The organism is Mariniflexile fucanivorans (assembly GCF_004341235.1).
GTDB lineage: Bacteria > Bacteroidota > Bacteroidia > Flavobacteriales > Flavobacteriaceae > Mariniflexile > Mariniflexile fucanivorans.
Genome location: NZ_SLUP01000005.1, coordinates 230654 through 247141 on the forward strand (window position 1 = coordinate 230654; position 16488 = coordinate 247141).

The 16488-nt window shown below is 35.0% G+C and carries 10 protein-coding genes; 1 reads left to right on the forward strand and 9 read right to left on the reverse strand.

The window, feature by feature from the left end:
• Positions 1-16 precede the first annotated feature (16 nt).
• The gene (locus EV196_RS11745; RefSeq protein ID WP_132217954.1) at positions 17-1252 is read left to right on the forward strand and encodes a 3-deoxy-D-manno-octulosonic acid transferase; all 1236 of its coding nucleotides are present in this window, start codon (positions 17-19) and stop codon (positions 1250-1252) included.
• Between the two features lie 60 nt (positions 1253-1312).
• Here EV196_RS11745 and xylE read toward each other — a convergent pair whose 3' ends face one another.
• From xylE to EV196_RS11790, 9 genes are all read right to left on the reverse strand, one after another.
• On the reverse strand, positions 1313-2731 hold the full coding sequence (gene xylE, locus EV196_RS11750; protein WP_132217955.1) for a D-xylose transporter XylE: 1419 nt from the start codon (positions 2729-2731) through the stop codon (positions 1313-1315).
• A gap of 12 nt (positions 2732-2743) precedes the next feature.
• Positions 2744-4069 (reverse strand): xylose isomerase, encoded by a 1326-nt coding sequence (gene xylA, locus EV196_RS11755; protein WP_132217956.1) that lies wholly within the window; start codon positions 4067-4069, stop codon positions 2744-2746.
• Positions 4070-4327: 258 nt separating this feature from the next.
• Positions 4328-5818 (reverse strand): xylulokinase, encoded by a 1491-nt coding sequence (locus EV196_RS11760; protein ID WP_132217957.1) that lies wholly within the window; start codon positions 5816-5818, stop codon positions 4328-4330.
• Between the two features lie 6 nt (positions 5819-5824).
• Complete coding sequence (locus tag EV196_RS11765; RefSeq protein ID WP_132217958.1) at positions 5825-6811, reverse strand: GntR family transcriptional regulator; 987 nt, start codon at positions 6809-6811, stop codon at positions 5825-5827.
• Between the two features lie 90 nt (positions 6812-6901).
• Positions 6902-9127 carry a GH92 family glycosyl hydrolase gene (locus tag EV196_RS11770; protein ID WP_132217959.1) on the reverse strand — a complete coding sequence of 742 codons (2226 nt, stop codon included), beginning with the start codon at positions 9125-9127 and terminating at the stop codon, positions 6902-6904.
• 14 nt (positions 9128-9141) lie between these two features.
• Entirely contained in the window at positions 9142-11442 is a 2301-nt protein-coding gene (locus EV196_RS11775) for a family 20 glycosylhydrolase (RefSeq protein ID WP_132217960.1), read from the reverse strand.
• A gap of 98 nt (positions 11443-11540) precedes the next feature.
• The gene (locus EV196_RS11780) at positions 11541-12752 is read right to left on the reverse strand and encodes a tRNA modification GTPase (RefSeq protein ID WP_132217961.1); all 1212 of its coding nucleotides are present in this window, start codon (positions 12750-12752) and stop codon (positions 11541-11543) included.
• 61 nt (positions 12753-12813) lie between these two features.
• Complete coding sequence (locus tag EV196_RS11785) at positions 12814-14115, reverse strand: alpha-L-fucosidase (protein ID WP_165876155.1); 1302 nt, start codon at positions 14113-14115, stop codon at positions 12814-12816.
• Positions 14116-14136: 21 nt separating this feature from the next.
• Positions 14137-16470 carry a GH92 family glycosyl hydrolase gene (locus EV196_RS11790; RefSeq protein ID WP_132217962.1) on the reverse strand — a complete coding sequence of 778 codons (2334 nt, stop codon included), beginning with the start codon at positions 16468-16470 and terminating at the stop codon, positions 14137-14139.
• Between the last annotated feature and the right edge of the window lie 18 nt (positions 16471-16488).

Sequence of the window (16488 nt, forward strand, 5' to 3'; positions counted from 1 at the left end):
GCAAATAAAAAAAGTCTTGGGTTTTATTTACAACATAGGAATTGCACTTGCTGGTTTTGGTTTAAAAACCACCTCTTTATTTAATGAAAAAATAAAAAAAGGGGTCGTTGGCCGCCAAAAGACATATTCAACTTTACAAAAAAACCTAAAACCTTCCGATAAAACACTTTGGTTTCATTGTGCCTCTTTGGGTGAATATGAACAAGGGCTACCTGTTTTTAAAGCATTAAGAAACCGTTATAAAGAACATAAAATTATATTAAGTTTCTTTTCGCCTTCTGGATACGACATACGGAAAAATTCACCCATAGCAAATGTGGTAGTTTATCTTCCTTTGGATACCAAAAAAAATGCAAATAGATTTTTAGATTTATTAAACCCAGAACTTACTGTTTTTGTAAAATATGATATTTGGCCTAATTTTTTAAATGAACTTAAGCGCAGGCAATTAAGAGCCATTTTAATTTCGGCTGCTTTTAGAGAAAACCAGTCATTTTTTAAATTCTATGGCAAACAAGTACGTGAAGCTTTATTTGCTTTTCAACATATTTTTACACAGAATGACCATTCAAAAAAACTACTGCAATCCATAAATTATAATAATGTAACCGTTTCTGGAGACACCCGTTTCGATAGGGTTTCCAGCCAGTTAGAACAAGACAATACATTAAAATTTATTGAAACATTCAAACAAAATAGACTCTGTGTTGTTGCAGGCAGCACGTGGCCAGAAGATGAAATTTTACTCATTAATTTCATTAATTCTGAAGATTCAAAAGGTGTAAAATTTATTATAGCACCTCATAATATAAAATCGAACCAGATAAAAAATATTCAAGAAAAGTTAACAGTTGAAAGTGTATTGTTTTCTGAAAAAGACAACAAAAACCTTGAAATAGCTGAAGTTTTTATTATTGATACGATTGGTATTCTTTCAAAAATTTATAGTTACGCCCATATTGCCCATGTAGGTGGCGCCGTAGGAACAACCGGACTGCACAACACTTTAGAACCTGCAGTTTTTGGAGTGCCTATTATTATTGGGACTCATCACTCAAAATTCCCTGAAGCCCAAGACATGATTGATAAAGGTGGTATGTTTTCAATTTCAAACCAAAAAGAATTTGATGCTATTTTGAATGAATTAATTCAAAACGACCAAAAGCGATTTCTTGCTGGAAACAATAATTTAAAATATATTGAAACCAACAAAGGTGCTGTCACTAAAATATTGAAGTATTTAAATTTATAAGCATAATAAAAGGGACTCTTTTATTGAATCCCTTTTATTATTATATTCTGAAAAAAATATTTATTTCTTCTTCCAGATTTCCTCCAATTCCTCTAAGGTTTTTCCTTTTGTTTCTGGTACAAATTTCCAAACTAACCACATGGCTAGTAAGCCCATAATACCATAAATCCAATATGCAAACCCATGGTTGAATTTTTCTAAAAGGTATGAGTTTTTATCCATCATTGGGAAAGTCCATGATACTAAATAATTTGAAATCCATTGCGCAGCAACTGCTACTGCCAAAGCTCTTCCACGAATTTTGTTTGGGAAAATTTCAGACAATAACACCCAACAAACAGGTCCCCAACTCATGGCAAAACTCGCCACATACAACAACATAAAAATCAAAGCTCCAAAACCAACCGATTCCATAAAGAAGGTGGTTCCTAAAGCAAACATAGAGATTGCCATACCTAGAGCACCAATAATCATTAAAGGTTTTCTACCGTACTTGTCTACGGTCATTATAGCTAATACCGTAAAAAGCAAGTTAACTGCACCAACAATTATGGTTTGCAATAAGGCTACATCGGTGCCTGAACCCATACTTTTAAAAATTTCAGGGGCATAATATAACACCACATTAATACCTACAAATTGCTGAAATACAGACAACAAAATACCAATTACTATAACGGGTACACCATAAGAAAATAATTTTCCGGAATGGCTTGTTACCGTGTTTTGAATGTCTGCCAATATTTTTTTAGCTTCATCAAGACCATTCACTTTTGTTAAAATATCTAACGCTTTTTCAGGTTGCGACTTCAATACCAAAGATCTTGGGGTATCGGGTACAAAAATTAACATAAATAAAAATAGTGATGCTGGTATTACTTCTGAAGCAAACATCCATCTCCATCCAACGGTATTTAACCAAGTATCATCACCCTGCCTTGCAATGTAGTAGTTAACGAAATAAACCACCAACATACCAAATATTATAGCAAACTGATTTAACGACACCAGTTTACCTCTAATTTTTGCCGGCGCAATTTCGGCAATATATAAAGGCGAAAGCATAGAAGCTAAACCTACCCCAATACCACCGATAATTCTATAAACAATAAAAATGTAAATAAATGTATGATCTGCTTCACCAATTGGTTTTAATAACATTTCTGGCATTGCAGAGCCTATAGCGGATAATAAAAATAGCACTGCTGCTAAAATTAAACCGTTTTTACGGCCTAGTTTTTTACTGATAATCCCACCTGATATACCTCCAATAATACACCCAATTAAAGCACTGGAAACAACCAGCCCTAAACGAGCATTAGCTTCCATTTCCCCTAATCCAAAAGGAAGGACGAAAAAACTTTCTAATGAACTTACTGTTCCAGATATAACGGCTGTGTCATATCCAAATAAGAGCCCTCCTAGTGTTGCAACTAAGGTTAATTTTAATAAATAACTCGTGTTTGCTGATGTTTCCATATTGCTAACTGATTAAATATATTGGTTAATAATATTTTCGAACAATTCTTGTTTGCCACTAGTTAATGGTAATTCGCCATTTTCTTGAGCTATTTTGTATAAATCTTGTAGGTTTAATTTTCCATTTTCAAAATCTTTTCCTTTACCAGAATCGAATGAAGCGTAACGTTCTTTTCTTAATTTTTCGTAAGGTGAAGATGTGATGATTTTATCTGCAATCAATAAAGCTCTTGCGAAGGTGTCGGCGCCACCAATATGTGCGTGGAATACATCTTCTAAATCGGTTGAGTTTCTTCTGATTTTAGCATCAAAATTAACACCACCACCTTGTAAACCACCTGCTTTTAGGAACACTAACATCGCTTCAGTCGTTTCTTGAATGTTATTTGGAAACTGATCTGTATCCCAACCATTTTGGTAATCGCCACGGTTAGCATCTAAACTTCCCAACATACCTGCTTTTGCAGCCGTTTCGATTTCGTGTTGGAAGGTGTGTTGCGCTAAAGTAGCGTGATTAACTTCAATGTTGATTTTGAAATCTTTATCTAAACCATAATTTTTCAAGAAACCGATAGCTGTTGCTGTATCAAAATCGTATTGGTGTTTTGATGGTTCCATTGGTTTTGGCTCGATAAAGAAGTTACCTTTAAATCCTTGCGCACGAGCGTAATCTCTACACATGGTTAAAAATTGCCCCATATGGTCTAACTCACGACCCATATCGGTGTTTAAAAGTGTCATGTAACCTTCACGACCACCCCAGAATACATAGTTTTCTCCTTTTAATGCGATGGTAGCATCTAAAGCTAATTTTATTTGTCCGCCAGCACGTGCAACCACATTAAAATCTGGATTGGTTGAAGCACCATTCATGTAACGTGGGTTTGAAAAACAGTTGGCTGTTCCCCAAAGTAATTTTACACCCGAATCGGCTTGTTTTTGTTTTAAATAATCGGTGATGGTTGCTAATCTGCTTTCAGATTCTGCAAATGTTGAGCCTTCACGAATTAAATCGTAATCGTGGAAACAGTAGTAACCGAATCCCATTTTTGTAATAAATTCGAAAGCGGCATCGGCTTTGTCTTTTGCAGCTTGAACCGCATCGGATGATTGATCCCAAGCGAAATTTTGTGTTCCAGGACCGAATGGATCTGAACCTTGTCCGCAGAACGTATGCCAGTATGCTACTGAAAATTTAAAATGCTCGCGCATGGTTTTACCAGCAACCACTTGATCTGGGTTGTAGTATTTGAATGCTAACGGGTTGTTAGATTCTTTTCCTTCAAATTTGATGTCGTTAATACCTTTGTAGTATTCTTTGTTTCCTACTAATGCCATTGTTTTGTGTTTATTTGTTTAACTGTTTAATTGTTGAACTTTGGATTTGTTGAATTGTTGATTTGGTGTTACGGGTTGCGTTAGGGATTGTAGCGATATCCTTTTTAAACTGATATTCTATGAACTTTATGTAAGTTTGAAATTTACAGATTGCCACGTCGCTCGCTCCTCGCAATGACGTTTAAAAAGATTTAGCGAAAAGCCCGACCCTTGTGGTAACGCCCAAATGATTATTATCTATTTTTTATTGATTATTGATTATTTTTTTGTGTTTAATATGATTTCTAATTCTGTTTTCCAGTTTTCATATGCTTTTTGATATGCTGTTTTGTCTTTAAAAGGCATGAAGGTCATAACGTGGTCGTTGTCGATGATGGCTTTACCAAAATTTTCGAAATCGCCTTTATGCAAATTAGCCGCACGTGCTGCACCTATGGCCCCTGTTGTGTTGTAAATTTCAATTTCTTGCTCAATTAACGTTGCAACAGTGTTTGCAAAAATTTCTGAACGGAACAAATTGTCGTTTCCTGCGCGAATAACAGTTGGTTTGATGCCATCGGATTTTAGAATTTCCATACCATAAACGAATGAAAACGCAATGCCTTCTAAAGCCGCACGACACATATGCCCTTTGTGGTGATTGTTTAGGTTTATATTTACAATTCTAGTTCCTATTTCTTTGTTGTTTAGCATACGTTCTGCGCCATTTCCGAAGGGGATTACGCATACACCATCGGAACCAACTGGAATTTCGGATGCTAAATTGTTCATCTCTTCGTAAGAACCAACCGCTAAGTTATTTAATAACCAACGGTATTGAATACCTGCTCCGTTAATGCACAGTAACTTACCTATTCTAGCCTCGGCGCCTTTGCTGTAATTTACGTGTGCAAAGTTGTTTACGCGCGCACTTTCTTTTACCGATAAACTATCGGTTACCGCATAAAACACACCCGATGTACCACCTGTTGCAGCGACTTCGCCTGGGTTGAATACGTTTAATGATAGTGCATTATTTGGTTGGTCGCCCGCACGATAATAAATAGGCGTTCCTGCTGCGATACCACTTTCTGCTTCTCCTGTGGCGTCTACTAGAGATTGCTCGCCAAATGTATCTACAATATCGGGTACCAATGCTTTGTCGATGCCGTAATGTTCTAAAAGAAAATCGGCTACCTCATCCTTCTTGAAATCCCAAAAAATGCCTTCTGATAATCCAGAAATAGTGGTGTTAATATTGTTTGAAAACTTATAGGCAATATAATCACCAGGAAGCATGAATTTATAAATGTTTTTATAGATGTCTGGTTCATTTTCCTTCACCCATTTTAACTTTGAAGCAGTAAAATTGGAAGGTGAATTTAATAAATGTGATGCGCAGGTATCTTCACCAATTTCTGCAAAGGCTTTGTTTCCTGTTTCAACGGCTCTACTATCGCACCAAATGATACTTTTTCTGAGTGGTTTTCCTGCTTTATCTACCACAACCAATCCGTGCATTTGGTACGAAATACCAATGCCCTTTATTTGGGTTCGAGATATATTGTGCTGTTTTTTTAACCTTTGTATGGCGTTACAAACGTGTTGCCACCATTCGTCTGGTTTTTGTTCTGCCCATCCATTTTTTTGAGCAAACATGCCCATTTCTTTTTCAGGTTCTTGTACAACACCTACGCTTTTGCCTGAAGCAATTTCAACCAAAGCCGCTTTAATAGATGAACTCCCAATGTCTAATCCTAAATAGTACATAATAATTTATAATGATTCTCTTAATATTAATTTAGTTGGTATATATATTTGTATTGGAGCTTCTTGGTTTATGAATTCTGCTGCTTTAGCTCCCAATGCTTTGAAATCGGTTGAAACTACCGAAATCCCTTTATAAATAAATTTTTTCATAGGTGTTTCATTGTATGACAAAAACCCTACATCTACCCCAGGTTCAAATGACTCTAATCTACATTGTTCTAAAAAAGCACCTAAAACCCTATCGCTTACACTTATGTAGGCTTCTCCTTTTATTACTTTAAAATCGGATGTCTCTGTAATTATTTTATATTTAAAATTGTAGGTTTCACAAAACTGCTTAAAAAAACTAACCGATTCGGATGGATGCTTGGTAAACGTTGGATAAACAAAAACCAATTTTTTATATTTTTTAAAGGGAATAACAGCCTCCTTAATGGCCTCAAAAAAAGAGGCTCCAAAATCTTGAAACACATAGTTGTTTGATGGTTTTGAATGTGCGTTCCAATCTATAAGCAGTAATTTTTCATTATCAAAATCTTGTAATACACTTGGCACTTCCTTATGATCGAACGTCATAACAACATATTTAAAGTATTTACCTTTACTATTGTTTAAAATAGTTTTGAAGTTATTGATGTTATAATGATGAAATTGTACATCTACAATTACTTTTTTTGGCAAATTATTTACGAAGGCGTGGTATAAAACTTCTTTGTATGCTTTAAATGTATCTAGAACCAGTAATACTTTTTTAGTGTCGTTTGCTACGTAATAGCCCTTATTAGGAACTGACTCTACCACCCCGTTTTCTTTTAAAATGGTATAAGCCTTAAAAACGGTATCGCGAGACAGTTTATAATCGTTGCAAATAGCATTAACAGAAGGCAGTGCATCGCCATTAGATAAGGTATTATTAGCCAATGCGTCATTAACTGCGTTCACTAATTGTTGATACCTAGGCACCTCACTATTAATATTAATATCAAAAGTCATCAAACCGTTCTGTTCTGTTCTGGTTTGTAAATATAATTAATATTTTTTATTCAGCGAATAGTTATTTAAAAATAATTAATAGCAAAATAACTAAGCGTTAATCTGTATATGTTTATTTGGTTTATTGCCTAACACAAAATGGAGTTCGCCACCTTTTAAAATTTCTTTATGGCTTATTGTTAATTTATTATATGACTTTCCATTTAAAGTCATTGATTGTATATACTTGTTATCATCAGATTGATTTTCGGTGGTTACTTTAAATTGATTTCCGTTTTCCAATTGGATGGTCGCTTCTTCAACAAAAGGAGACGTTAAACTATAAACACCATCGGCAGGATTTATTGGATACATACCCATTGATGAAAAAACTAACCATGCAGACATTTGTCCGCAATCTTCATTACCACAATAGCCATTTGGTTCGGTGCTGTATTGACTTTTAATAATTCTGCGAACCATCTCTTGGGTTTTCCAAGGTTGCCCGATGTTGTTATACAAATAAGCGACATGATGACTAGGTTCGTTTCCATGAGCGTATTGACCAATCATACCTGTGCTAAAAATGGGTAACTTATCGCCTTTAGTTGGGTAATAAGTAAACATGGAATCTAGCTTTGCTGTAAACTGTTCTTTGCCTAATGTATTTATTAAGCCATTCATATCATGAGGGACAAACCAGAAATATTGCCAAGCGTTACTTTCGCAAAATTCTTTGGTATACGCTTTCGCTGAAAAAGGTGTTTCGAATATACCTTCTTTACTTTTAGGTCGGAAAAACGTCGATTTAGAATCATATAAATTTTTCCAATTATTAGCTCTTTTCGAAAATGTTTGTTCAATAGATGTTTCGCCTAAAGCTTTTGCCAATTGCGCAATACACCAATCGTTATAGGCGTATTCCAAAGTTTTTGAGACTGACCAACTTTCTCCTTCTTCCGAAGTTGGCACATAGCCTAATTTCATATATGTATCAATTTGTCTTCCTTTTTCTGTGGCTGATGCAACACAGGCTTTCAAGGCTTTTTTAGCATCTAAAGGAATCCCTTTAAAATACGCATCCACAATAACTGGCACTGCGTGGTAACCAATCATCATATTCGTTTCATTGCCTGCTAAAGACCAAACGGGTAACAAGCCAGTTTCATCATAGTGTGATAAAAACGATTTAATCATGTCTACCGTTTCATTAGGAGCAATTAATGTATACAAAGGATGTGTCGCTCTAAAAGTATCCCAAAGTGAAAAGGTGTCGTATTTATTATAACCTTGAGCGATGTGGTTATTTCCATCGGCACCTTTGTAAGCACCATCTATATCGCTGTGTAAGGACGGTGTTAGAAATACATGGTACAAATTGGTGTAGAACAGTTCCTTTTGTTCTTTCGTTCCTTTTATTTTTATTTTTGAAAGATACTGCTCCCAAACTTGGTCTGCTTCTTCAACGGTTTGATTGAAATTCCAATGTGGAATTTCAGCTTCTAAACTTTTTCTAGCACCAGATATACTTGCTGATGATAAAGCTACTTTTACTTGTATTTTTTCGTTATCAACAGTTTTATAGTTAGCAACAATTTTAGTAAACTTCCCTTCTACAATGGTTTCTTTAATTTCTTCTGAATTTTCAAAAAGTTGTGCCGAATCTAATGGCTTTGAAAATTTCATAACAAAATACACCCGTTGGTCTGCTGCCCAACCTTTCGATTTTCTGTAGCCTGAAATGGTTTGATTATCTTCAATAGTTATTTTAGTTTCCATGGGTTTATCCCAATTTAAACTATAGCCCAAATCGAGAATGATTTGACTTTTTTCATCTGCAGGAAATGTGTATTGATGAAAGCCGACACGTGCGGTTGTAGTTAATTCGGCTTTGATTCCTGAACTTAATAAATCTACCGAATAATAGCCCGGACTTGCTTTTTCTTTTTCATGTGAAAATTTAGAATACGGTCTGTAAGCACCATCTGGCGTTAAACTTTCAGTGAACCTGCTATTCATTGGCATGACTAATAAATCATACATATCACCAGCTCCTGTTCCGGAAAGATGTGTGTGACTAAAACCTGCAATGGTGGAATCTGGATAAAAATAACCCGCTATTCTATCCCAACCAGGCAAACCGTTATCTGGACTTAATTGCGCCATTCCAAAAGGCAGAACAGCACCTGGATAGGTGTTTCCTGGACCATCGGTTCCTGTAAAGGTGTTTACATAACTGGTTAGTTTTTCTGCAGATATTTCCTCCTTTTGCTTTTCGCTTTTGCAAGATAAAAACAACAAAATTGAAAACATTGGTAAACAGATTAGCTTCTTCATTTTCTACATCAATATTAAAAACCGGTTACAGAGCTGCTGATTGGTGTTAATTCTTCGCCTTGAAAGGCGTACCACACATCAATCATTTTTGGATTTTCACTTGGTTTGTAATGTATGGTTATGGGATGCCAACCTTTTTTTAAGGCTACTTTTCCATAGCGTTTTCTTGGTCCGTGATAACCTCCGTTATCTACAATCACTTCTTCACCAATAAACAATAAATTACCACCGTCAGAACGCGTTTCAAATTCATAAACCCCATCTTTTTCTGCTTTGAAATACCCTTGATAGATGATAGAAAAATCTTTTTCATCTTTAAAATCACCCAAAGAAATACTATCTACTTTTGTGAAATTGACATCTATAGGCGTTTTTATGTCTTCTACTTTTTTGAATTTTCCTTTAGTAATCCATCTTTTTAGTCCGGATTCATTCGGATTTGCATTTACTGCTTCTATATAACTTTTACGAATAACTTTTGCCAATTTTAAATCGTTGAATTTCTCACCACGATAAGAACGTGCTTTAATAGTAATGGTATCTTTTACCACAAAAGGCGCTTCATATTTTATGGCTTCTTTTGTTGGAATACTGCCGTCCAAAGAATAATAAATATCGACACCATCAAGCGAGTAAGCTAATTCTAAAGGCACCTCAGTTTTATCAACAATGGCGATATCTTTTTCAAGTCCCTCAACAGCAGGAATGTAATAATGTACATCCAACACATCCAATCGGTCATACTGTTTTTCTACTCTTGAATTGAATCCTTCAAAATCTTTATTGTCCTTTGATGCCCAAGCATTTTCAGCTAACGCCAACATTCTGGGGAATGCTTGGTATTGTAATCTTGTAAAACTAGGAATGGTTTCCGCCCAAAGATTGGCTTGAACCCCTAAAACATTATTAGCTTCTTCTGCTGAGAAACTTTCAGGGATTGGCTCATAATTGTATATTCTTTCTAAAGGAGTTCCTTCATTTAAATAATCAAAATAATAGACGTCTGTTGTGGTTATAATTACATCATTACCGCTTTCTGCTGCTTTTTTGGGTGCTTCTGGTCGCCAACCTCTCCACCACATTACGGTAGCATCTTTTGTTAAACCGCCTTCTACAATTTCATCCCATCCCAAAAATTTCTTGCCTTTAGATTTTAAAAATTGCTCGATGTCTCTATTGAAAAAAGATTGTAATTCATGTTCATTTTTCAACCCATTTTCAGTGATAGTTTTTTGACAATGTGGGCATTTTTCCCAAGATTTGATGTTGACTTCATCACCTCCAATATGCATGTATTCTGCAGGAAACAATTCAACAACTTCACTCAGTACATTTTTCATGAATTCATAAGTTGTTTCCTTTCCTAAACAAGTTGGAAAGGTAAAAACAGTGTCCCAACCAGATTCTTCATTGCAAGATAAAAATGGGTAATTATCAATAGCCGATTTGAAGTGACCTGGCATATCAATTTCAGGAATTACCGTAATACAACGTTCATCTGCATAAGCTACAATTTCTTTTATTTGTTCTTGGGTGAAAAATCCGCCATATTTACGCTCACCATCAATTTCTTTAAATTTAGCTTCGTCTATGGTAAACAACTTGTTTTCCACGGCTCGTTCCATGCAAATGGTATCTTGATTATTTGGGGTTCTCCAAGCACCTTTTTCAGTTAATAAAGGATATTTTTTTATTTCAATACGCCAACCTTGATCATCAGTTAAGTGCATGTGGTAGGTATTTAACTTGTACAATGCCATGTAATCCAAAAAGGATTTCACTTCGTTGATGTCAAAAAAATGACGACTAAAATCCATATGCATCCCACGCCATTCAAAACGGGGTTCGTCTTTTATTGAAACGCTCGGTACAAACCAATCTGCCGCTACTTTTTCTTTGCTTTCAATTTCCACCGGTAACAATTGACGTATGGTTTGAACGGCATTGAAAAAACCTGTTTCTTCCGACGCTTTTACTATTATTTCAGTTGGATTTACTTCTAATTGATAAGCACCTTCCTTTAAGCCTTCCATAGTCTGAAAAACAATAGATTCCTCTACTTTGGAATTTGTCACCTCTAAATTGAAACCAGCGGCCTTGTTAAATAAACCCACCAAATAATTAACAGCCTTTTGTTGGTTTTCACTTTGAAGAACGATTTTTGTATTGGATTTAATTTGAAACGAACTTTCATTTAATTGAAAACTCAGTGGTTTTGGAAGCAGTGAAATATCTTCTTGTTTGAAAGAAGGTTTTGGCTGAGCGCATGAGGCAATAACCAGTAACAGAAGTAAATAAATTGAATATTTTTTCATAATGATTTCATTTTAATCGAATGTTTAGCTTAATGATTTCGTCTACATCGTTCATAGAATTAGCATTTGTAATTAATTCTGGGTTTGAATAGCAAGCTTTAAAATAATGTATATCCTAGAATCATTGAAAACATTGTGTACGTGGTTGAGTAATCAATCGATTGGTTTATAATATTTCTGTTTGTGTAATACCGTGCTTCAATACTATACTTATTTCTAAATTTATAGCCACCACCAAATGCAAAATTTACGCTTCCTTCTGGATTAAGTCTTTCTATAATATTATCATTTATCATATAAACTATAGAATTTGATTTTATAGGAAAATCAAAAACTACAGACGCGTTTACAAAAATTTTTGAGTTTGAATTGATATATGAATAATGTCTTAAAGTTAACGGTATATTGAAGGATTTGTAATTTAAGGCAACACTTTCTCCAATATTTACTCCATTATCAAATATTATTTTGGAACTGAATTCACCCACATAAGTAGGCTCAACAGAAGCGGACCATTTGTTATTTAGAAAAGGAAAAATGACCTCAAACTCAACACCAAAACCAAATAAAGTTTTATTTCCGAAATCATGTGACCTTGGGTTTATTCTACCTCCGCGTTCATCAAGAACCATTGAAGCAAAATCTAGTCTTGGTCTCAAACTGACATTAAAAATTTTTGTTTTGCTATTATAAATGGTCGTGTTTGAATTTTTACAGTCATTAAATTTTACGAAGAAGTCAATCAAATCTTTCCTTTCATATTTTAGATTATTTACAGTATCAAAGTTTATAATCTTGCAAATTAAATTCTCAAATAATTGCTTTTTGTAACCGAAATTTTCTCTTTTTACATTATTTTCTGATAACCAAGTTTTATAAACTAATTGTTTAATTTCTAAATTATTCAGGCTAAAAAAGAAAGTTTCTGTACCTTTTTCGTAGTAAGAATATAAACTTGCTTCTCCTTCTACCAAGACTTTTAAAAAAAGTTCTTCATTGTTAAAAGTGTAATCCGCATCATTTGAATTGAGTTCATTCGGTTTTCCAATATCAACCTTTCGCTTTATAAATTTATTAGTATTGAAAATAACAATCTCTTTAATAGTATTTAATTTGGTTGTCTGTGTTTTGGACGCTTCAGATAATTTATAACTTAAATTTTTTGTGATATCGGAATAATCATCATTTTTTATAAAACAATCCGTTTTATTATCAGCATTATCAATAAAATAGCCTTCAATAAAACTAATCTGACTAAAACAACTTAAAGTAAATAGTAAGGCAAAAAAAAGTGGCAGTATTTTTTTCATTTATTCGATGAATATGATTTTAAGTTATGGTTTAAATATAATTCCTCTTTTTAACGACAGATTATTTAATATTTAACTTTATAATTTCGTCTATGTCATTGATATTGTTGGTGTCAACATAAATAAAAGTGCCTTCGTTCAATTGCTTGAATTTGATTTTCGTTTTGCCATCAAACGACGTTGCAGAACTTATTTTTTCTTTCAATTCTGGAATAAAAATATAAGGTTCTGAAGTTCCATTTAATATATGTACATATAAGGTTTTATCTTTTTTGGTAATGGTTCCCCAATCTTGTGTCGCTATAACATCGCCTCTGGTGCCGTAAATACTTTCGCCATATTTAGTGGTCCATTCGCCCATTTCTTTTAAAGTGTCAACAAATTCTGGTTGAATTTTACCGTTTGGCATGGGGCCTACATTCAATAATAAATTGCCATTTTTTCCAGCTGCATTCACTAAAAAATGAATGAGTTGTTTGGTAGATTTGAACTTCTCGTCATAAATACTATAACCCCATTTACTTCCCAAGGTAGAGCAAGACTCCAAAGGAAGTTGACTTACATGAACACCGTCACTATAACCGCCATGGTTTTCCCCTGGTAAATCACGTTCGAAGGTTTGAATATCCTCTCCTGCAATAGGTTGAATGTGGTGATTGTTTGCTATTAAAGTACTCGGGCTTAAATTATGAATCAACGAGTAAATTTCATCGTATTGCCAGTTTGCTTCTTTTTGATCCCAATGGCCATCAAACCAAATCATGCCAATTTCACCATAATTAGTAAGCAATTCGGTAAGTTGCGCTTTCATAAAATCTACATAGTTATCCCAAGCTTCGGCATCTCCTTTTTTACCGTCTTTATAGTCATCACGTTTCCAATCCAATAAAGAATAGTAGAAATTTAATTTAATACCTTCTTTTTTACATGCTGCGGCTAATTCTTTTAAAGGATCTTTTCCGTAAGGTGTCGCATCCACAATATTAAAATCACTCGCATCAGTATCAAACATACTAAAACTGTCGTGGTGACGTGTGGTAATGGTGATGTATTTCATACCTGCAGATTTTGCAATTTTAACCCACTCTTCTGCATTAAATTCTTGAGGATTGAAAAAATCTGCTAAACGTTCGTAATTATCTGCTTTTATTTTCTTTTGAAACATGACCCATTCACCGTCGGCCAAAACACTGTAAATACCCCAATGGATAAACATACCAAATTTCATATCTTGAAATTCTTTACGAGCATCTAAATTTCCTTGAGTTGGCGTGTAATCAGGCATTGGGAAATCATAATGTTTTTGCGCATTACTGTTAAATGTAAGTAATCCTAATAGGCAAATAATAGCTATCTTCTTCATATTGATTTGTTTTTTATTTTCTTAATTAATAACTGGTTCTGGTCCCATTTCCATTTCTAAAACACCCCCTTGTGTAATTTCTTGATGGGTAATCCAATATCGATTTAATGGCTTTCCGTTTAAGGTCATGGATTGGATAAAAATATTTTCTTTTGAATTATTATTGGCGCTAATTTTAAAGATTTTGCCGCTGTGATACTTCGCATCCAATTTTATTTCAATATCATTAAAAACCGGACTTGTTATTTGATACTTATTGTCCCCGGGATTTATGGGATGGATTCCGATGGATGCCAGAACATACCAAGCAGACAGTTGCCCAACATCTTCATTGCCGCATAATCCGTAAGGACCGATGCCGTAAGCTTTATCACAAATTTTACGAGTGTACTTTTGAGCTAAATGCGGCACACCAACTTCGTTAAACAAAAATGGCACATGATGCACGGGTTCGTTAGCGTGGTTGTAATAATTGTTCCAAAGGAAATCTTCGGGTGTGTTTTCAAAAAAAGAAATCAGTTCATTTTTAAACGCTTCTTCACCACCCATCAATGCTTTTAAACCGTCGATATCGTGCGGTACAAACCAACCTTGTTGGTAGGGGTTACTTTCAATGCATCCCTGACCATGCTTTTCTTTTCCTTCCCATGGTAACCAGATTCCTGAGCTGTCTTTGGCGCGAAACCAGTTGACTTCATCATTCCAAATATTCTTATAATTTTTACTTCTTTTGAAATAATCTTCGGCAATTTCATTCTTTCCTAAAGATTTTGAAAAGGTTGCCAATGCCCAATCGGAATACGCATACTCCAAGGTTTTTGAGATGTGTTTATGGGAATAACCTAATTCGCCATTACCGGTGTTATTTACGGTGTTTTTAGAGTATGTGAATGCTTTTTCAATATCATAATTTCGAATGCCTTTTTGATAAGCATCATTAATCACCGAAACGGCAGGATTGCCCAACATAACTCCAGAATACGAATTAAGCATTTCCCAACGCGGTAAATACTCTCTTCCACTTAATTCTGCCATTTGCAATAAGGAGTTAATCTCATCATTAACCAAGGAAGGATTTATGATGGTTTGCAATGGAAATTGCGAACGAAACACATCCCAACCACTAAAAATAGTTCGGTAGGTAAAGTCTTTGGTTTGATGCACTTTTTTATCGGCTCCCATATAATTTCCATTCACATCGGAAAACGCCCGAGGATCTATCATGGTATGATACATGGCTGTGTAAAAAATGGTTTTTTCTACATCGGTGGCACCTGAAACTTTTATGCTTTTAATAGCTTCCCTCCAACTATCGCGGGCTTCTTTATGGGTTTTATCAAAATCCCAATGATTGATGTCGTGTTCTAAATTTTCTTTAGCACCTTCAATACTCACGAAAGAAATGCCACTTTTCACCAACACCTCTTCCCCTTCTTTAGTACTGAAATTAGTATAAAAACCTAAATGCTTGCCTTGCATTTCGTTTTTACCTTCAAATCTTTCAGCATTTTTTACAGCATCTTGGTAATTATCTTGTCTTATAAAACGCATTTTTCTTGGCACCTCTGGAATATCGGCACTCCAAATGCCGTAGTCTTTTAAGGGCTTGCTAAATTGGCAATAGAAATACACTACATAATCGGCATTTCCTTGGCCAGCTCCCCAACCGCCACCTTCTGGCGGACATTTCATCCAGCCTTCAATGGTGTTTTCGTTTACTACTTTTATATATTGCTCTGTGGAAGTTCCTCCAACTCTGCGCGATAAATCTATTTGAATTCGAGAACTATCATTTTCAGGATACGTAAACCGAATAATACCTGCTCTTGGTGCCGCAGTCAATTCTGCTTTTACTTTATAATCATCTAAAGTCACGGCATAATAACCCGCTTTGGTTACTTCGGTATCATGAGAAAAACGAGAGCGATAACCACCTTCCGGATTTTCTTGAACGCCTCTATTTGTTTGTAATTCCCCTGTGGTCGGCGTTACCAAAAAGTTTCCTAAATCACCAAACCAACCCACGCCACTCATATGCGTAAAACTAAAACCTTCAATGGTTGAATGTGCATAGGAATATCCAGAGCCATTATCCCCATCAGAAACCGTATCTGGACTTAATTGAACCAAACCGAAAGGGGTTGCGGCTCCTGGAAAAGTTTTACCAAAACCATGAGCATCTTTAGATTTTGCCCCATAGGTGATGGCTCCGATGATGGGATCTATATAGTCTACCGGTTCTTTTTCTGTTTGTGCTTTTTCGTTAGTAGTTTTTGAAGAAGAACAAGAAACCCCGACTAAAACTCCTAGCGCAAAACAAAAAACAACTCCTATTTTTATTTTTCTAATTAACATAAAATTCTTGTTCTTTTA